Genomic DNA, 17,397 nt, shown 5'->3' on the forward strand with positions numbered 1-17,397 from the left:
AGCGATTGTTGATGCTGTTTAAGCTTGTTGAAGACTTATTTGTTGCACCTGAAGTAGGGTTTTTCATGTGTTTTTTTCAATGACAAAATTAATTTTTTACTTTCAAAAATAAAATTAAGGTTAATTCCCTAATAGGATTAGTCTGTAAATCCATGTTTTTTAATATTTCATCTCTGTAAGTTTTGTTTTTATTTAACACCAACAAAAACAATTAGTTGTGTTGTATTTTTGGTCTGAAGATATCAGTTTATATCCTCATCTAAATTCCCCTTATTATTCATTCCATGCGCCAGGTCAAATTGTAATACAATTTAATTTCACTTAAGGCTATTTTCATGGTGTTAAAATTAGTCACCGAAATGAATTTTTTCTCTGAAAGAAATAGCCGTGAAAGGTTAATTTTATCGCCGCTTGGGTGTTTTGTAATTACATTGTTTTAACACGAGAGTGACTTTTAAATGAACCCAGCTTTCATTTGATGGTTGTTTTCGCTCGTCTTTTAAAACCCTAAGGCAATTTTAAATAAATTGTTGCGCGCCTGTTTCTGATATTTCGAATCAACATAACTCCGCAGAGTTAAAGAGGACGGAAATGCCCCATTTATTACAGACCCCCGGTAAGCGACATTTGATTGCCACCGCAATCGGCGCCGCGTTGTTAAGCACCGCCCCACAGTATGTGCTCGCCGCTGACGGCCAGACAGGCGCACCTTCAACCGTTTCTGACAGCGCTCAGGGTGGCGGTGGCGGCACAATGGACACCACAACGGGCATCGGCGGTAACGGTGGTACCGGGGGGGCCGGTGAGCGTGGGCAGGGCAGTAGCCAGGGGGAAAATGGCGGCGCCGGGAGCGTGGATGGCGTGGATAATTCGTTGCCACCGGGTACCGCAACCGGGGGCGTAGGCCAGCAGCCTAACGGCACGGCCACCAACGGCAGCGGTTCTGCCGGCGGCGGCGGCGGCGGTGGTTCAGCGGGTGAAGTTGTCGGCGGCAATAACCAGAGCAGCAACAGCGGCGACATCAAAGGCGGTAATGGTGGGCGCGGGGGCAACGGCGGCAGCAACGCCACCGATGTTGCCGATGCAGGTAACGGCGGCAGCGGTGGCGATGGTGGTGAAGGTGGGGCTGGCGTTCTGATTACCGGGTCGGGCAGCTATAGCAACAGTGGCTCCATTACCGGGGGCGACGGGGGCACCGGCGGTAATACCGGGAGCGCAACGGCTAACAGCCAAACCACGCCGGGCGAAGAATTACACGGCGGGAGCGGCGGTGCCGGTGGGGCCGGAGGCGACGGCATCATGTCGACTCAGGGCGGCAATATCACCAACGACGGAACTATCACCGGCGGGCGTGGTGCTACGGGCGGCCTGGCGGCAAACGCGGACACCAAAGACAACGCTGATGTTACCGGTTTTGGCGGCAAAGGCGGTGAAGCTGCAGAGGGCGGAAACGGCGTATTGCTGAGCGGCACCAGCGCCATCACTAACAACGGTAATATCCACGGCGGCGACGGCGGCGACGGCGGTAACGGCGGGGCCGTTGAGTCCGGCCAGGGAACCGGCATCGTAGGTTATGGTTCTGCGGGCGGCAACGGCGGCAGCGGCATCACCGTCAAAGGCAGCGGCAAGGTCATTAACAGCGCAGGCGGTCATATTGTGGGCGGCAACGCCGGGACAGGCGGCGGCGGTAACTCCAACAGCAGCGGGGATAATCTCACCGGTGGCGACGGCGGCGATGGCGGTAAAGGCGGCAGCGGGATCTCGCTTGAGGGCGGCGGCAGCGTCAGTAACTTCGGTGAAGTAACCGGCGGCCTCGGCAATCGCGGTGGCGGTAGCGGCAATTTAAGTACCTCGCAGGGGGGGGATTCTGGTGCGGGCGGTATTGGGATTGAAATCAACGGCGGGGGCGATGTTGTTAACGAATCCACCGGCGTAGTGACCGGCGGTAAAGGCGGCGATGATTCTGCCGGCGGCGGTGGTGTCGGTGGCGCTGGGGGTGATGCTGTCTCCATTATTGGCGCCGGGAGCGTCACTAACCAGGGCTCGTTTGTCGGCGGCAACGGCGGCGCGGGCGCCAACGGCAGCAGCCCAACGTCAGACGGCGGGACCGGGGCAAAAGGCGGTAACGGCCTGTCCATTGACGGCCAGGGTACGCTGACCAACGATACCGGCGCCAGTATCACCGGTGGGCTAGGGGGAACCGGCGGCGGCAGCGGTGGCAATGCCAGCCACGGCGGTAGCGGGGGCGAAGGCGGAAGCGGCGTCCTGATTGGTGCCGGCGGCATGGTCGTCAATAACGGTGCAATTCTGGGCGGGACGGGCAATCGCGGCGGCGGCGGTGGCGGTGATGCCGGCGGTGCAGGCGGCGCGGGGATCAACATTACCTCCGGCGGTGGTAGCGTCGTCAATACCGGCACGATATCCGGGGGCAACGGTGGCGAACCGGGTACGGCGGGCGGCAATAACGGCGTAGGGGCCGTGGGCGTTGGCGGGGTGGGTATCAGCGGTAGCAATATGACCATCGTCAACAGCGGTACCCTTAGCGGCGGGATGGATTTCGACGGGCAAAATCGTTCTCAGGCCGTTTTGTTTACCGGCGGGACCAACTCGCTGGAGCTGCGCGACGGCTATAACGTGCTGGGTAACGTGCAGGCCACGGCCGGGGACGATACGCTTATCCTGGGCGGAGCGGCGGACAGCCAGTTTGATGCGGCCAGCATTGGCGATACTGCTCAATATGAAGGTTTCGAGCATTTCCATAAAACGGGTGCCAGCACCTGGGTGCTGAACAACACCACGGCTGCCACAACGCCATGGACTTTGTATGAAGGTATCTTACAGGTCGCTGAAAACGGCGCGCTGGGCTCTGCCGCCAGCCTGCTGACTTTTGACGGCGGTACGCTGCAGTTGAGCAATAGCTTTGATTTAGAACGTGCCATCACGCTGGAAAGCGCGGGCGGCACGCTGGATACCCAGGCATTTAACACGACCATCAGCCAGGGCGTAACCGGCAGCGGCAGCCTGACCAAACTGGGCAGCGGCGCGCTGACAATGGCCGGCGACAGCACCTACACAGGCACCACTACGCTGGCGGAAGGGAGCCTGGATGTCACGGGAACTCTGGTCAGCGACGTGACGGCCAGGAGCCTGACCGAGCTTTCCGGGACCGGCAGCATAGGCGCAGCCACGCTGGAAACCGGCAGCAGCTTAACCGTTGGCAGCCCGCTGCAGAACAACGATGCTGCAGCCAGCTTTACCGTGAACGGCGCTCTGAATAACAGCGGCACCGTTAATCTTTCCCGGAACGCTAACATTGCCGGCAACCGTCTTAATGTTAGCGGTGATTATATCGGCGGGGCCAACAGCCAGCTGAACGTTAACACCGTGCTGGGGGACGACAGTTCGTTGACCGACAAACTGGTTATCCATGGTGGCACTTCTGGTTCAACCGTTCTGACTGTCAATAACGTTGGCGGCCAGGGGGCGCAAACCGAGCAGGGCATTGAAGTGGTGACCGTTGACGGGAACTCCGCGGCGGGCGCGTTTACCCAGTCCGGGCGTATCGTTGCCGGGGCATGGGACTACAGCCTGGTGCAGAAGGGGCAGAACTGGTACCTGACCTCTATGAGCAACCTGCCTCCGGAGCCGCCGGTTATCCCGGTTACCCCGATTATGCCAACGCAGCCAGATCCTGTACGGGTTTATCGCCCTGAGGTCGGCAGCTACCTGGTGAATCTGGCGGCGGCAAATACGCTGTTTAACCTGACGCTGGACGATCGTGAAGGGGCCACCGAATACCGTGCTCCACTGGACGAGCACGGTCTGACCCGCAGCACTTTCTGGCTGCGTCAGGAGGGCGGGCAAAACCGCTTCCATACCGGGGAAGGCCAGATAAGCTCCAGCGCTAACCGCTATGTTGCACAGATGGGGAACGAATTCTTACACGGCACCAGCAATCAGACCGACCGCTGGGGCGCTGGCCTGATGGCCGGTTACGGTAACGTTAGCGGCAACTCACGTTCGAATCTGACCGGCTATCGCTCTGAGTCAGAGATGGACGGCTACAGCGTCGGCGCATACGGTACCTGGTATCAGAACGCCATCTCCCGCGAAGGCGTCTATGTCGATGGCTGGGTGATGTACAACTGGTTTAACAACCGAGTAAGCAGTGACGATTTGCCGAACGAAGACTACAAGAGCCGGGGCTTCACCGCGTCGCTGGAAAGTGGCTATAACATGCTGCTTAGCGAAAGCGAGCGCCAGGCAGTTTATCTTGAACCTCAGGCGCAGCTGACCTGGATGGGCGTACACAGCCCTGATCACACCGAGGTTAACGGCACTCGCATTCAGGACAGCGGGCAGGGCAACCTGCAGTCTCGTCTGGGCGTGCGGCTGTACCTGCGTGGTCACAGGAAAGAGGACGACGGCAAAGGGCGTGAATTCAAACCTTATGTCGAGGCTGACTGGCTGCATAACAGCAAAAACTTTGGTGTGAAAATGGGGGATACGCAGCTCAATGAAGAGGGGGCCCGCAACATCGGCCAGCTCAAGCTTGGCGTGCAGGGGCAGATTTCCCATGACCTCAATATGTGGGGCGGCGTCGCGCAGCAAATTGGCGATAAAGGCTACCATGACACGTCAGCAATGATTGGCGTGAAATACGGGTTCTGATAAACCGCATAAACCGGCCGTGAAGTTTGCGGCCACTCAAACGCCGCCACTGTGCGGCGTTTTTTTATTCTCAACTTACCGTGTTGCGGGCGGCGTTACGCCATGCTTTGGGCGACAGCCCGGTTTCGCGCTTAAAGGCGTTGCTAAAGGCGCTTTCGGAGGTGTAACCGAGGGACTGGGCCACCATGGCAATTTGGTCTGCCTGCTCGCGCAACGCTTTCTCCGCCAGCCGCATACGCCACTGGGTCAGATAAGCCACGGGCGTAATACCCGATACGTTACGGAAATACTCTGCAAATGTGGTGCGCGACATGGCGCAGGCTTTGGCGAGATCTTCCAGACGCCAGTTCCGAGCCGGGTTGGCGTGGATAAGCTGCAGCGCCGGGGCAAGGCGGGCATCTCCCAGTGCGCGCAGTAAACCTGCCGGAAGCGAACTGCTGGTTTGCAAATGGGCACGCAGGATCTGAATAAACAGCAGCTGCGAGAGCTGCGCGGAGGCGAGCTGGGTGCCGGGCTGGGCCGTTTCTCTTTCGGCAATCAGCTGATCGAGCAGCCAGCGGAAAGACGCCGCCTGCGGGGATGCGGCCGGGATGTGAATCCACTGCGGCAGCACCTGCGTAAGCATTTGCCCGCGGTTGGGGTCCAGCAGGACGTGGCCGCCCATATACTCAAACTCTTTCCCTTCCCCCAGCGCGGCGTAGTTCCGCTCTCCGGCCTTAAAAACGCTCATGGCATCGACCGGCTTGATCTCCGGCGAGCTGGCGACAATAAACGCCCGCCTGGCATTCAGCAGGCCGACGTCGCCGGTGCAAAAATGGATCGGTTCCGGATGGCCTTCGAGCATCACCCAGCAGCTGCCTTTGACGATGGCGAAGAACTTGATTTTGTCCGGCGGGGGGAAGTGAAGCGCCCAGTCGCCGCCCGCGGTAAAGCCGCCGGTGACCAGCGACTCGGCGTCGGCAAACTTGAGGATTTCAGAAAACGGATCGGTGCGCATTGCCGTACTATCACGCAAGTATAACGGACTTTCAAGCATTCAAAATCCAGAGGTCGGGCTTTATTCTGTGCAGCAAATGAACGCATTGTGCCTGGTTGCCAGGCCGCAGAGGACGAAAGCATGACGCAAGACATCGTATTGGTTACCGGTGGCACCGGATTTATCGCGCAACACTGCATTATCGCGCTGCTGGCGAAAGGCTATGAGGTTCGCACCACCGTGCGTTCCGCTGACCGCAAAGCAGAAGTGCTCAAAAACCTGAAAGAGGGCGGCTGCGAGCCGGGGGATCGTCTCTCCTTTTTCGTCGCTGATTTAATGGCGGATGAAGGCTGGGCAGATGCTATGGCCGGGTGTAGCTATGTGATGCACGGCGCTTCCCCGACGCCTTCTGGCAACCACGCCACCGACGATGACTGGATCAAACCCGCGGTGGACGGCAACCTGCGAGTGCTCCGCGCCGCAAGCTTTGCGGGCGTTAAGCGCGTGGTGCTTACCTCTGCCTTCGGGGCCGTAGGCGTCGGGCACCCGGCAAGCCATCGCCGCCCGTTTGATGAAACGGACTGGAGCGACGTCTCCGGTAAAGTCTGGCCATATCAGAAGTCGAAAACGATGGCTGAAAAAGCGGCATGGGCGTTTATCGAAAAAGAGGGGCGCGGGCTTGAGCTTTCGGCGGTGAACCCGGTGGCGGTGATGGGGCCGGTATTAGGGCCTGATTTTTCCCACTCCACGCGGCTGGTGAAAAACATGCTGGACGGGCAAAAGGGCAACCCGAACATCAACTCTTGCTTTGTGGACGTGCGCGACGTGGCCGATTTACACTGGCTGGCGATGACGCACCCTGCCGCCAACGGAGAGCGCTTCCTTGCCAGTTCCGGCCACAGTCTGCTGATGGTTGAGGTGGCGAAAATCCTGCGCAAACACCTCGGCGAAGCCGCCAGCAAAGTTTCTACCCTCGCGCTGCCCGACTGGATGGTGCGCCTGGCGGCGCACAAAAATCCGGGTATGAAAGGGTCGCTGACTCTGCTCGGGGTGGACATGAATGTGACCAACGCGAAAGCGGTAAACCTGCTCGGCTGGGCGCCGCGCTCCCCGGAGGAGGCTATTGTCGCCACCGCCGAAAGCTTTATTCGCCTGGGTTTACTGGAGAAATAAACCCTGGCAGCGTGTGGCCTTCAGCCGTGGCCACGCTAAGGCTATCTGAAAGCGCCTGCCTCATCAGGGCTTCTCCGCCCTGCGTCGCCAGAATATCGCCCACGCTGCCGGGCATCGGTCATTTCTGAAGATGTCTCGAGGATTTGAATCTGGTCAATTTACACACATGCCAAACGAAATTAACCTATTTGCATATTTTGCAAATAGGTTAATTTTCATGGAGAAGAGAACGGCCCACACCCGTCTGAGTGTTATTCACTCTATAGTCAGAGCAAATACTAAGGAGTCCTGATATGAAATGCCCAGTGTGCGGTGGCAATCATGCCGTTCATGAAGCCCGTGATATTCATTATGAATACAAAGGCCATTCAAAGATGTTTCCAGGCCTGACCGGACTGCATTGTCATGATTGCGGCGAAATTGTTTTCGCCGACGGGGAAGGTGAAGAGTATTTAGCCGGTATGCTGGCATTTAACCGTGAAGTGAACGCTCAGGAGGTCGACCCTGCTTTTATCGCGGCGGTGCGGAAGCGTTTAAAACTGAACCAGGCGCAGGCTGCGGAGTTTTTTGGCGGGGGCGCAAATGCCTTCAGCCGCTATGAAACCGGGCGTATTGTTCCGCCACGTCCATTAATCCTCTTATTTAAAGCCCAGGATAAACACCCTGAGCTTTTCGAAGAACTCAAAACAAGTTAAACGTTCTGCCAGTAGGGCGGTGAACCAAACTTCCCCATAAAGAAGTCGATGACGGTGCGGGTGTTGAGCGACGGAAAGCGGCCGCCGGGGTACAGCATATAGAGTGAATGATCGGTGGCGCTGTAAGACGCGGTGTAATCCGTCATCAACGGAATCAGCCGTTGAGTCCGCAGCGAGTCGCTTATCTGCCAGTCCGGGAACAGCACGATACCCGCGCCGTCTTCCGCGGCTTTCACCAGCATCTCCGCATTGCCGGAAACGATTTTAGGCTCCGGCAGGAGCTGTAGCTTCTCTTCGCCCTTCGTAAAGTACCAGCGCTGCAGCCCCATCAGGCCGCGGTAGGCCAACAGCCTGTGGCCGTGCAGGTCTTCCGGCGTTTGCGGCAAGCCGTAGCGTTCGAGGTAGGCCGGGCTGGCGACCAGATAAGCACGCTGCCGGGTAATGAAGCGCCCGTGAAGCGAGCTGTCCTGCACCGGGGCAATGCGCAGCAGCAGGTCCGTACCGTCCGCCAGCGGGTCGATGTAGTTATCGGTCAGGTTTAGCTCCAGCCGCAACGCCGGGTAGCGCTCGCTGAGTTCGGCAATCCACGGGGCAATGTGGCGCAGCCCGAAGGAGACCGGGGCGTTAAAGCGAAACACGCCGCCGGGCTGCTGGCGACGCTCGCCAATCTGGGTTTGCGCCTGCTCAAGCTGGCTGAGCATTTCCCGGAACGCGGCGGCGTAGATATTCCCCGCATCGGTGGCGGCCACCGCTCGTGTATTGCGGTAAAGCAACTGGGTCTCCAGAGACTGCTCGAGCTGAATCACGGTGCGCGAAACGGAAGAGGGGGACAGATTTTCCTGGCGGGCCACTTCGGAAAAACTGCCTTCGCTGATGACCGCCAGGAAGAGGCGTATCGAGCGGGCGTTTATCTGGCTAAGATCTTTCATTTGTGCAGTTTCCGCAAAAGTCTTTAAGGGATTATACGGTTTTTCGCTATGCCCGGCAGCGCTAACATCCTCGGCAGCAAATCTTTCCGGCACATTGCCGGGTTATAAACAGAGAGGATGGTATGAGCAATCAGGTTCTGGCTTTTGACGAGGCCGTGCGCCAGCGTTTTTCATCGCGAGCGTTTCTGTCTACGCCGCTGACCAACGAGCAGATTCAGGCCGTTTTGCAGGATGCGCAATATTCCCCGTCCAACTGCAATACGCAGCCGTGGAACGTGCATATTGTCTCCGGCGCAACCAAAGACGCGCTGCAAAAGATGATGATTGAGAACGATACGGCGGGCAACGTCACGCCGGACTTCAGCTTCAGCTATGACGATTTTCACGGCGATTACTACGAGCGCAGCCAGCGCCAGGCGAAGGTTTATTATGATGCGCTAGGCATTGCCCGCGATGATAAAGAGAAACGCCGCGAAGCCTACCTGCGTAACTTCAACTTTTTCGGCGCGCCACACGTGGCCTTCCTGTTTATGCCGTCGTTTGGCGACAACGTGCGCGTGGCGTCAGATATCGGTATGTACGGCCAGAGCTTCCTGCTGTCTCTTGCGGCACGCGGTTTTGCCGGTATTCCGCAAACGCTGCTGGGCTTCCATGCTGACGCGACGCGTAAAATTCTGGGCGTGTCGGATGACTATCGCCTGCTGTTCGGCATCTCTTTTGGTTATGCCGACCCGGATGCACCTTCCGCTGGCGTACGCATGTGGCGTCAGAGCGTGGACGAAAGCGTAACGCTGCATAACTAGCGGGCATAAAAAAAGCCGCTTTCGCGGCTTTTTCTTCAGAGAAGGCGAATTATTCGCTGACTTTTTTCTTCAGGTCAGAAGCGCCTTCTTTGGTTTTATTCCACCCTTTTTCAGCGCCTTCTTTGGTTGCGTCCCAACCTTTCTCGGTGCCTTCTTTGGTTTTATGCCATGCCTTCTGGGAGCCTTCGCTTATCTTGCTGCCCGTGCTGTCGCTCTTCCCTTCGACGGCATGTTTAGACTTGAGCTTCAGCTCTTCGCCTTTGTTCTCTGCCTGGTGCAGTTTCTCTTTGGCGGTGTTAGCGCCTTCGTGCGCCGCGGCGACGGTGTCATCTGTTGCGTGTGTGGTGGTCGCGGCAAAAACAGGAGCAGCCAGCAGAATTGCAGATAAAGCGATGATCGTTTTTTTCATAATATCCTCAACAAACGTTATCAGTCCTTATGACCGTGAATAAGCCTGGCACAGCGAAGCGGAAGTTGCCTTAGGTAATAATCCTAAATGAATCAGGACATTCACGGCTGGTGGATATATTTCTCTGAATAATCCACCAGGTTATGTGCCTATGGATGGCGGATGAAACGCCCTATCCGCTGTCTGAGCAGGCGATTCTCCTGGCGCAGGCGTTCGTTCTCCTCGAGCAGCGTGAGCGCCACGGCGATGCCCGGCCAGTCCAGCGCTAATTCTCGTCGTAACCGCAATGCCCGCTGCGCGACGTTGATCGCGTGGTCGTCAAACTGCCACGGTTTGACCTCAAAATCGTAAGGTTCGACGACGCCAAGCCCGACGATTTCATTGAGTTCCTCTGCCTGAATGCCGGTGTGCAGGCAGAACTCGGTGATGGTAAAAGTGACGGTGACGTTAGCCATTATTTTTTCCCCCAATCTTTGCGCGGATTGAACGCCGACTGGGCGTCTGCGAGCTGCTGCCAGAGCGCCGCAGCGTTTTCGTCTGGCTTAGGCGGCATCACGATTTTAATTACCGCGAACAGGTCGCCGGTATGCTGCTTACTGACCAGCCCTTTGCCCTTGATGCGCAGCTTCTGCCCGGCCTGGCTGCCCGCTGGAATGGTCATCAAAATGCTGTCTTTGAGCGTTGGAACCTCGACTTTGGCGCCCAGCGCGGCTTCCCACGGCGCCAGCGGCACCACAACTTCCAGATTGTGGCCGACAATGTCGAACAGCGGGTGCGGCGCGATGTGCATCACCAGCCACAGGTCACCGTTTGGCCCACCGTTTTCACCCGGCGTGCCCTGGCCTTTGAGCCGGATGCGCTGCCCGTCGCCGACGCCCGCCGGAATTTTCACGTTCAACGTTTTCGGGATTTCCCGCTCGACGATGCCAAAGACGTTGTAGACCGGCAGCTTGTAGCTGATGGTGCGGCTGTGCTCGGCCAGCGTTTCTTCGAGGAAGACCGCCACTTCAATCTCTACATCGTGGCCGCGTGCGGCGTGCGGCTGGCGAGACTGCCTGGCCTGCTGGCCGAACATAGAAGAGAAGATATCTTCGAAGTCCTGGGCGTTGTAGCTCTGCTCGCCACCCTGGTGGAACTGCTGGTTAAACTGTGGGTCGTTGCGGTGCTGCCACATCTGGTCGTATTCGGCGCGGCGCTGCTCGTCGCTCAGCACTTCCCAGGCTTCAGCCACTTCCTTAAAGCGGGCTTCTGCGTCGGGCTCTTTGCTGACATCGGGGTGATATTTGCGCGCCAGGCGGCGGTAAGCGGTTTTGATGGTTTTGAGTTCGTCCGTCGGTTTCACGCCCATGATGGCGTAATAATCCTTTAATTCCATATCGTTATCTCGCATAAATCGGTGCATGCAGAACAGAACGTGCGGAAAGTGTCGCCAATAAGTATAGGCCCGTTAGGGGACGGTGGGGCGGTGATAACGGGATTTTTAGGTGCGACTATCTGGCAGGATTTGAGGACGGTCGAGATTAGTTGTTGAAAATTTGCGCCAATGAGCATATCGTCATTGTACGGAATGTTTCCGTACATATTTAAGTGGCTAGCCTTAAGTTGTTCATTGATTTTATCGTACTGCTGACACCTGCGGCAGTACGGGAGTAAATACAGGATGCCAGCTTTAAAAAAACAGCGTATCGATCTTAGATTAAGTGACGACGACAAAAGTATGATCGAAGAGGCTGCGGCAATGTCCAACCAGACGATCACTCAGTTTATGATTGCCTGTGCGTCTGCGCGCGCTGCGGAAGTGATCGAGCAACATCGCCGCCTGGTCCTGAATGAAGCATCATGGAACCTTGTGATGGATGCTATCAGCAACCCGCCTGAACCGGATGACAGGCTCAAACGTGCAGCAAGGCGTCTGAAAGACATGGAGTAAGCCGTGGCAGACCTGATGATTGAATTATTTTCAGAACAAACTGCGTATGATTTTCGCGGCTTCGACTGCGGTGAAGCTTCTCTGAATGCATTTCTCTCCGAGCACTTTGTCCGGCAGCATAATGGCCGCTTTTTACGCGGCTATCTTCTTGTGACAAAGGACGCCAATCCCAAAGTGCTGGGTTACTACACTTTGTCCGGCAGCTGCTTTGAAAAAGAGGCGCTGCCGTCAAACACCCAGAAGCGAAAAATCCCTTATGCCAATGTCCCCAGCGTGACGCTGGGGCGGCTGGCGATCCACAAAGATCTGCAGGGTCAGGAATGGGGTTCAACGCTTGTGGCGCATGCGATGAAGGTGGTTTATTTAGCTTCGCAGGCGGTGGGCGTTCATGGGATTTTTGTCGATGCCATTAACGACAATGCGAAGCGCTTTTATCAAAAATTAGGGTTTATTCCGCTGGTGGGGAAAAACAACAATTCGCTTTTTTACCCGACCCGCTCGATTGAGAAATTATTTGAGCAAGAATAAGCGATCTATTTGATCTTCTGTGACATGACTTATTATTCAGTATGGCAAATACTTGAATTAATTAACCGACCTGACAGAATTTGTTTTTTTTGAATAGTTTAGTTCCGTAACTTATTAAAATTGAGCTTTCGGTTATTTTGAGCTGGCTCCCAGCTAAAGCTCAGATTGCTTCAAAAAAAACGCTACATTTGTTATATTGTTGCTCATTGATTATTCACCTAGCGGTGCCAAAAAGAACAAGATTCACCGCGACCCAGGAAAATGAAATGTTAGATTACCGCTTCCCGACAGCTTTGCAGATGGTTCTCAGCGTAGCGATGGCGGAGCAAATGGGTGAACGCTCGACCAGCGCCATCCTGGCCTATGGCCTGGAAGCCAACCCGAGCTTTATCCGTAAACTGATGGTTCCCCTCACGCGCGACGGCATTATTGTCTCGACGCTGGGGCGCAACGGTTCCATTCATCTTGGCCGCCCGGCCGAAGAGATAACCCTGCGAGATATTTACCTGTCGGTGATTGAAGACAAAAAGATTTGGGCGTCCCGCCCGGACGTGCCTGCCCGCTGCGTGGTCAGCGCCAACGCCTGCTGGTACTTCAAAACGATTGCAGAAGAAGCCGAAGAGGCTTCGCTGGCGGTGTTGGCTCGCCATACCGTGGCAAGTGCGCTGGAGAAAGTGAAAAAGAGCGATACCAGCGGCTGCCAGCCGGTGCCCGAGCTTGAGGCGCTGTACAAAAAAGGCCACTAAGCCCCGCAATCACCTTTTCCCAGAAATAAAGAAACCGCCTCTTTGAAAGGCGGTTTTTTGTTGGGCTAATCGGGCGGCTTTTACACCGCCCTTATTATCTGGCTCACGCCTCGATAGTTTTGGCCTGGGATTTGCCGCGCGTAACGAGCTTACGCAGCGTGACGTAAAACACCGGCGTCAGGAACAGACCAAACAGCGTCACTCCCAACATGCCCGAGAACACCGTCACCCCGGTCACGCCGCGTACTTCCGCCCCTGCGCCGTGGCCCAGAATCAGCGGAATAGTCCCGGCGATAAAGGCGATGGAAGTCATCACGATAGGGCGCAGACGCAGGCGGCACGCTTCCAGCGCAGACTCCATAATGCCTTTGCCCTGCATCTCCAGCTCGCGGGCGAACTCGACGATCAGGATGGCGTTCTTACAGGCCAGGCCCATCAGCACCACCAGCCCGACCTGCACGAACACGTTGTTGTCGCCCCCGGTCAGCCAGACGCCGAACAGCGCCGACAGCATGGTCATCGGCACAATCAGGATCACCGCTAGCGGCAGCGTCCAGCTTTCATACAGCGCGGCGAGCACCAGGAACGCCAGCAGCACCGCCACCGGGAAGACGATCATCGCCGTGTTGCCCTGGGTTGCCTGCTGGTAGCTCAGATCCGTCCATTCGATGTTCATCCCGTTCGGCAGCACCTGGCCGGACATCGCGGCCAGTTTTGTCATCGCCTGAGCGGAAGAGAGCACGCGTGGGTCCGCATCCCCGATGAGATCCGCCGCCGGATAGCCGTTGTAGCGGATCACCGGGTCCGGCCCGTAGGTGGTGGTGATTTTTACCATACTGCCGATCGGCACCATTTCGCCCTGATTGTTGCGGGTACGCAGGTTACCGATGTCTTCGATGCTGTCGCGGAACTGCCCGTCGGCCTGGGCCATCACGCGCCAGGTACGACCGAACTCGTTAAAGTCGTTCACGTAGGACGAGCCTAAATAGGTTTGCAGCGTGCCGAACAGGTCGGTCAGCGACACGCCCTGGGCTTTGGCTTTGTCGCGATCTACCTGCACATCAAGTTGCGGCACGTTCGCCTGGTAGGTGGAGATCGGGAAGTGCATCCCCGGCGTTTGCATGATTGCGCCTGACATGGTGTTCACCGCGGTTTGCAGCGCGCCATAGCCTAAGCCCGCCCGGTCCTGGATATACAGCGAGTAGCCGGAACCCTGGCCCAGCCCCAGAATTGGCGGCGGCAGAATAGAGAAGCCGAAGCCTTCCTGGATTTGCGAGATTTTGGCGTTGATCTCGGCGTTAATTTGCGCGGCGGTATGTTTCCGCTCGCCGAACGGCTTCAGGCCGAAGAACACCGTGCCGGTATTCGGCGTGTTGGTGAACTGCAGCGCGTTGAGGCCTGGGAACGCCACCGCGTAATCCACGCCCTCGGTATTCATGCCGATTTCGCTCATCTTACGGATCACCGCGTCGGTGCGTTCCAGCGAGGAGCCTTCCGGCATCTTCACGCCGCCGATCAGGTAGAGCTTATCCTGGGTAGGAATAAACCCGCCCGGTACGGTTTTGAACATCACCCCGGCAGCACACAGCAGCAGTACGTACACCGCGAACACCGCGCCACGGCGGCCAAGCGTTTTGCCGACCAGCCCCTGGTAACCTTCCGAAATGCGGTGGAAGAAGCGGTTGAACGGCCGGAACAGCCAGCCGAACAGGCGGTCGATCAGCCGGGTTGGCATGTCCTTCGGCGCGCCGTGCGGCTTCAGCAGCAGCGCCGCCAGCGCAGGGGAGAGCGTCAGGGAGTTAATCGCCGAGATCACCGTCGAAATGGCGATGGTCACCGCGAACTGCTTGTAGAACTGCCCGGTCACGCCGGAAAGGAACGCCATCGGCACGAACACCGCGCACAGCACCAGGGCGATAGCGATAATCGGCCCGGACACCTCGCGCATGGCCTGATGCGCCGCCTGCAGCGGGGCAAGCCCTTCCTCAATGTTACGCTCGACGTTCTCCACCACCACGATGGCGTCGTCCACCACGATGCCGATGGCGAGCACCAGCCCGAACAGACTCAAAGTGTTCAGCGAGAAGCCAAGCAGGTAAAGAATGCTGAACGTCCCCACCACCGAAACCGGGACGGCAATCAGCGGGATAATCGATGCGCGCCAGGTTTGCAGGAACAAAATAACGACCATCACAACCAGCACCACGGCTTCCAGCAGGGTTTGCACCACCGCCCGGATGGAGTCGCGCACGAAGACCGTTGGGTCGTAAGGTGCCGCCCACTTCATGTCTTCCGGGAAGCGCGTGGACAGCTCGGCCATCTTGGCGCGCACGGCGTTAGACAGGTCGATGGCGTTGGCGCCAGGCGCCTGGAAGATACCGATCCCGACCGCATCTTTGTTGTTCAACTGGGAGCGCAGGGCGTAGCTGCCGGAACCCAGCTCGATACGCGCCACGTCGCGCAGGCGAACCAGCGAGCCGTCCGGCGAGGTTTTCAGGATGATGTTGCCGAACTCTTCTTCGCTGTGCAGGCGGCCCTGGGCGTTAATCGAGATCAGGAAATCGCTCGCTTTCGGCAGCGGCTCTGCGCCGAGCTGACCGGCAGAGACCTGGACGTTCTGCTCCTGCATCGCGGTGACCACGTCAGAAGCCGTCAGGCCACGCGCCGCCACTTTGTTCGGATCTAACCACACGCGCATGGCGTATTCGCCGGAGCCGAAAATCTGGATCTGCCCGACGCCCGGCAGGCGCGCCAGCTCGTCTTTTACCTTCAGCGTGGCGTAGTTACGCATATACAGCGAGTCGTACTTGCCGTTCGGCGAGAACAGATGCACCACCAGGGTGAGCGTCGGCGACTGTTTCTGCGTGGTGATGCCGAGGCGGCGAACGTCTTCCGGCAGGCGAGCTTCGGCCTGGGAAACGCGGTTCTGAACCTGAACCTGCGCTTGATCCGGGTCGGTGCCCGGGCGGAAGGTCACGGTCGTCACCAGCACGCCGTCGGAACCGGCGACCGATTTCATGTACATCATGTTTTCGACGCCGTTGATCGCTTCTTCCAGCGGCGTCGCCACGGTTTCAGCGATCACTTTCGGGTTGGCGCCAGGGTATTCCGCCCGGACCTGCACGCTTGGCGGCACGACGTCCGGGTATTCACTGATCGGCAGCAGCGGGATCGCGATAAGCCCCGTAATAAAAATCAGAATCGACAGCACCGCGGCAAAAATCGGCCTGTCGATAAAAAAGCGGGAAAAGTCCATGCGTCGGATTCTCTGGTAAGGGATCAGTTAACGGCAGCGCTGGTGGCGACCATGTCGACAGGTTTGGCATTCACCGGCATGCCCGGCATAAACACTTTTTGCAGCCCGTCGACGATGACTTTATCGCCAGGGTTCAGCCCCTGCTGCACGATGCGCAGCCCGGAAGCCAGGCGGCCCGGCGTGATGTCGCGGCGCTGTGCCTTGCCGTCTTTATCCACGATGTAAACGTATTTTCTGTCCTGGTCGGTCAGTACCGCTTTGTCGTTGATCAGCAGGGCCTGGAACTCCGCGCTGCCCGGCAGGCGAACGCGGGCGAACAGCCCCGGCGTGAATTGACGCTGGGCGTTATCCAGCAGGGCGCGCATGCGGATGGTGCCGGTGCTGGCGGTGAGCTGGTTATCGAGGAAGTCCACTTTGCCCTGGTGCGGGTAGCCTTCTTCCCCGGACAGGCCAATTTCTACCGGCAGCGCCTGATGGTTGCTTGACGCGCCCTGGCCGCTGCGGGCGAGGTTCTGGTAGTGGAGATAGGTGGATTCATCGACGTCGAAGTAGGCGTAAACCGTCTTCTGAGACACCACGGTGGTGAGCACGCTGGCGCTGTCGCCCGCCGTGACCAGGTTGCCGCTGGTGATCAACGCGCGGCTGGCGCGGCCGTCGATCGGGGCGGTGACTTTGGTGAAGTCGAGGTTAAGCTGCGCCGCGTCAACCGCCGCCTGGGCCGCACGAATATCGGCGTCGGCCTGGGTGGCGGCAGAACGGCGCTGTTCCCACTCTTCGCGGGAAATCACGTTGGTGCCGATCAGCTTGTCGGTGCGGCTGGCTTCGCTGCGGGCGAGGCTGGCCTGGGTTTTGGCTCTCATCAACGCCGCCTGCGCCTGTTCCAGCGCGGCGCGGTAGGTTCTGTCGTCGATGGTGAACAGCACTTCACCTTTCTTCACTTCCTGGCCGTCGGTGTAGTTCACTTTGTCGATGTAGCCAGAGACGCGGGGGCGGAGCTGAACGCTTTCCACCGCCTCGATGCGGCCGTTGAAGCTGTCCCACTGGCTGACGGGTTTCACCACCACGTCGGCGACGCTGACGGCAGGTGCCTGCGGTACGGCGTTTTGTGCGACTCCCCGGTCGCATCCGGCGAGAAGCGCGGCAAGCAGTACCGGGCCTAACACGCGCAGATGAAGGCTAACCCAATGTTTTTGCAGGCTCATTATTCTTATTCCGATAGTTGAAGTCGGCCGGGCAAGACGCAGCGGAGGGTGCCGCGCCACTTCCTTTGTCCGGGCTGAC

The 17,397-nt window shown here is 57.8% G+C and carries 15 protein-coding genes; 7 read left to right on the top strand and 8 right to left on the bottom strand.

Going from position 1 to position 17,397, the window contains the following annotated elements; translation table 11 throughout:
* Positions 1 to 591 precede the first annotated feature (591 nt).
* Complete coding sequence (locus ACE38U_RS13730; protein WP_375529930.1) at positions 592 to 4,671, top strand: autotransporter outer membrane beta-barrel domain-containing protein; 4,080 nt, start codon at positions 592 to 594, stop codon at positions 4,669 to 4,671.
* Between the two features lie 70 nt (positions 4,672 to 4,741).
* On the opposite strand, the gene ACE38U_RS13735 is transcribed toward ACE38U_RS13730, so the two are convergent.
* On the bottom strand, positions 4,742 to 5,707 hold the full coding sequence (locus ACE38U_RS13735) for an AraC family transcriptional regulator (RefSeq protein ID WP_375529931.1): 966 nt from the start codon (positions 5,705 to 5,707) through the stop codon (positions 4,742 to 4,744).
* A gap of 81 nt (positions 5,708 to 5,788) precedes the next feature.
* Between ACE38U_RS13735 and ACE38U_RS13740 the strand changes: the two genes are divergently transcribed.
* Positions 5,789 to 6,820: an SDR family oxidoreductase gene (locus tag ACE38U_RS13740; RefSeq protein WP_375529932.1), complete on the top strand. Its 1,032-nt coding sequence runs from the start codon at positions 5,789 to 5,791 to the stop codon at positions 6,818 to 6,820.
* Here the strand turns inward: ACE38U_RS13740 and ACE38U_RS13745 are convergent.
* The gene (locus ACE38U_RS13745) at positions 6,792 to 6,935 is read right to left on the bottom strand and encodes a hypothetical protein (protein WP_158399825.1); all 144 of its coding nucleotides are present in this window, start codon (positions 6,933 to 6,935) and stop codon (positions 6,792 to 6,794) included. The two genes, ACE38U_RS13740 and ACE38U_RS13745, sit on opposite strands and share 29 nt — an antisense overlap.
* Positions 6,936 to 7,113: 178 nt before the next feature.
* On the opposite strand from ACE38U_RS13745, the gene ACE38U_RS13750 reads away from it, so the two are divergent.
* Entirely contained in the window at positions 7,114 to 7,515 is a 402-nt protein-coding gene (locus tag ACE38U_RS13750) for a type II TA system antitoxin MqsA family protein (RefSeq protein WP_375529933.1), read from the top strand.
* On the opposite strand, the gene ACE38U_RS13755 is transcribed toward ACE38U_RS13750, so the two are convergent.
* Positions 7,512 to 8,444, bottom strand: coding sequence for a LysR family transcriptional regulator (locus ACE38U_RS13755; RefSeq protein WP_375529934.1), 933 nt, complete (start codon positions 8,442 to 8,444; stop codon positions 7,512 to 7,514). The two genes, ACE38U_RS13750 and ACE38U_RS13755, sit on opposite strands and share 4 nt — an antisense overlap.
* Before the next feature lie 122 nt (positions 8,445 to 8,566).
* Here ACE38U_RS13755 and ACE38U_RS13760 point away from each other — a divergent pair, with 122 nt between their 5' ends.
* Positions 8,567 to 9,247: a nitroreductase gene (locus tag ACE38U_RS13760; RefSeq protein ID WP_375529935.1), complete on the top strand. Its 681-nt coding sequence runs from the start codon at positions 8,567 to 8,569 to the stop codon at positions 9,245 to 9,247.
* A gap of 49 nt (positions 9,248 to 9,296) precedes the next feature.
* On the opposite strand, the gene ACE38U_RS13765 is transcribed toward ACE38U_RS13760, so the two are convergent.
* From ACE38U_RS13765 to cbpA, 3 genes are all read right to left on the bottom strand, one after another.
* Entirely contained in the window at positions 9,297 to 9,656 is a 360-nt protein-coding gene (locus tag ACE38U_RS13765; RefSeq protein ID WP_038479625.1) for a KPN_00521 family repetitive protein, read from the bottom strand.
* Positions 9,657 to 9,805: 149 nt separating this feature from the next.
* Entirely contained in the window at positions 9,806 to 10,111 is a 306-nt protein-coding gene (cbpM, locus tag ACE38U_RS13770) for a chaperone modulator CbpM (protein ID WP_038479628.1), read from the bottom strand.
* The gene (cbpA, locus tag ACE38U_RS13775; protein ID WP_375529936.1) at positions 10,111 to 11,031 is read right to left on the bottom strand and encodes a curved DNA-binding protein; all 921 of its coding nucleotides are present in this window, start codon (positions 11,029 to 11,031) and stop codon (positions 10,111 to 10,113) included. The genes cbpM and cbpA overlap by 1 nt, the downstream gene beginning before the upstream one ends.
* 285 nt (positions 11,032 to 11,316) lie before the next feature.
* Between cbpA and ACE38U_RS13780 the strand changes: the two genes are divergently transcribed.
* From ACE38U_RS13780 to oqxR, 3 genes are all read left to right on the top strand, one after another.
* A complete protein-coding gene (locus ACE38U_RS13780) occupies positions 11,317 to 11,586 on the top strand; it encodes a type II toxin-antitoxin system TacA family antitoxin (RefSeq protein WP_375529937.1) in 270 nt (89 codons plus the stop codon).
* Positions 11,587 to 11,589: 3 nt separating this feature from the next.
* Positions 11,590 to 12,114 carry a GNAT family N-acetyltransferase gene (locus ACE38U_RS13785; protein ID WP_038479633.1) on the top strand — a complete coding sequence of 175 codons (525 nt, stop codon included), beginning with the start codon at positions 11,590 to 11,592 and terminating at the stop codon, positions 12,112 to 12,114.
* Between the two features lie 266 nt (positions 12,115 to 12,380).
* Positions 12,381 to 12,860, top strand: a complete 480-nt coding sequence (gene oqxR / locus ACE38U_RS13790) for an efflux pump transcriptional repressor OqxR (RefSeq protein WP_008458195.1) — start codon at positions 12,381 to 12,383, stop codon at positions 12,858 to 12,860.
* A 103-nt stretch (positions 12,861 to 12,963) separates the two neighbouring features.
* On the opposite strand, the gene oqxB is transcribed toward oqxR, so the two are convergent.
* A complete protein-coding gene (gene oqxB, locus ACE38U_RS13795; protein ID WP_375529938.1) occupies positions 12,964 to 16,116 on the bottom strand; it encodes a multidrug efflux RND transporter permease subunit OqxB in 3,153 nt (1,050 codons plus the stop codon).
* A 23-nt stretch (positions 16,117 to 16,139) separates the two neighbouring features.
* The gene (gene oqxA / locus ACE38U_RS13800; protein ID WP_375529939.1) at positions 16,140 to 17,318 is read right to left on the bottom strand and encodes a multidrug efflux RND transporter periplasmic adaptor subunit OqxA; all 1,179 of its coding nucleotides are present in this window, start codon (positions 17,316 to 17,318) and stop codon (positions 16,140 to 16,142) included.
* Positions 17,319 to 17,397: the final 79 nt, after the last annotated feature.

The organism is Cedecea selenatireducens, assembly GCF_042138895.1.
Taxonomy (GTDB): domain Bacteria; phylum Pseudomonadota; class Gammaproteobacteria; order Enterobacterales; family Enterobacteriaceae; genus Cedecea; species Cedecea selenatireducens.

Coding starts and splice junctions, on each gene's coding strand:
- ACE38U_RS13780 (WP_375529937.1), top strand. CDS start 11,317: ATGCCAGCTTTAAAAAAACAGCGTATCGATCTTAGATTAAGTGACGAC.
- oqxA (WP_375529939.1), bottom strand. CDS start 17,318: ATGAGCCTGCAAAAACATTGGGTTAGCCTTCATCTGCGCGTGTTAGGC.
- ACE38U_RS13755 (WP_375529934.1), bottom strand. CDS start 8,444: ATGAAAGATCTTAGCCAGATAAACGCCCGCTCGATACGCCTCTTCCTG.
- ACE38U_RS13730 (WP_375529930.1), top strand. CDS start 592: ATGCCCCATTTATTACAGACCCCCGGTAAGCGACATTTGATTGCCACC.
- ACE38U_RS13745 (WP_158399825.1), bottom strand. CDS start 6,935: ATGCCCGGCAGCGTGGGCGATATTCTGGCGACGCAGGGCGGAGAAGCC.
- oqxR (WP_008458195.1), top strand. CDS start 12,381: ATGTTAGATTACCGCTTCCCGACAGCTTTGCAGATGGTTCTCAGCGTA.
- ACE38U_RS13765 (WP_038479625.1), bottom strand. CDS start 9,656: ATGAAAAAAACGATCATCGCTTTATCTGCAATTCTGCTGGCTGCTCCT.
- ACE38U_RS13740 (WP_375529932.1), top strand. CDS start 5,789: ATGACGCAAGACATCGTATTGGTTACCGGTGGCACCGGATTTATCGCG.
- oqxB (WP_375529938.1), bottom strand. CDS start 16,116: ATGGACTTTTCCCGCTTTTTTATCGACAGGCCGATTTTTGCCGCGGTG.
- cbpM (WP_038479628.1), bottom strand. CDS start 10,111: ATGGCTAACGTCACCGTCACTTTTACCATCACCGAGTTCTGCCTGCAC.
- ACE38U_RS13735 (WP_375529931.1), bottom strand. CDS start 5,707: ATGCTTGAAAGTCCGTTATACTTGCGTGATAGTACGGCAATGCGCACC.
- cbpA (WP_375529936.1), bottom strand. CDS start 11,031: ATGGAATTAAAGGATTATTACGCCATCATGGGCGTGAAACCGACGGAC.
- ACE38U_RS13760 (WP_375529935.1), top strand. CDS start 8,567: ATGAGCAATCAGGTTCTGGCTTTTGACGAGGCCGTGCGCCAGCGTTTT.
- ACE38U_RS13750 (WP_375529933.1), top strand. CDS start 7,114: ATGAAATGCCCAGTGTGCGGTGGCAATCATGCCGTTCATGAAGCCCGT.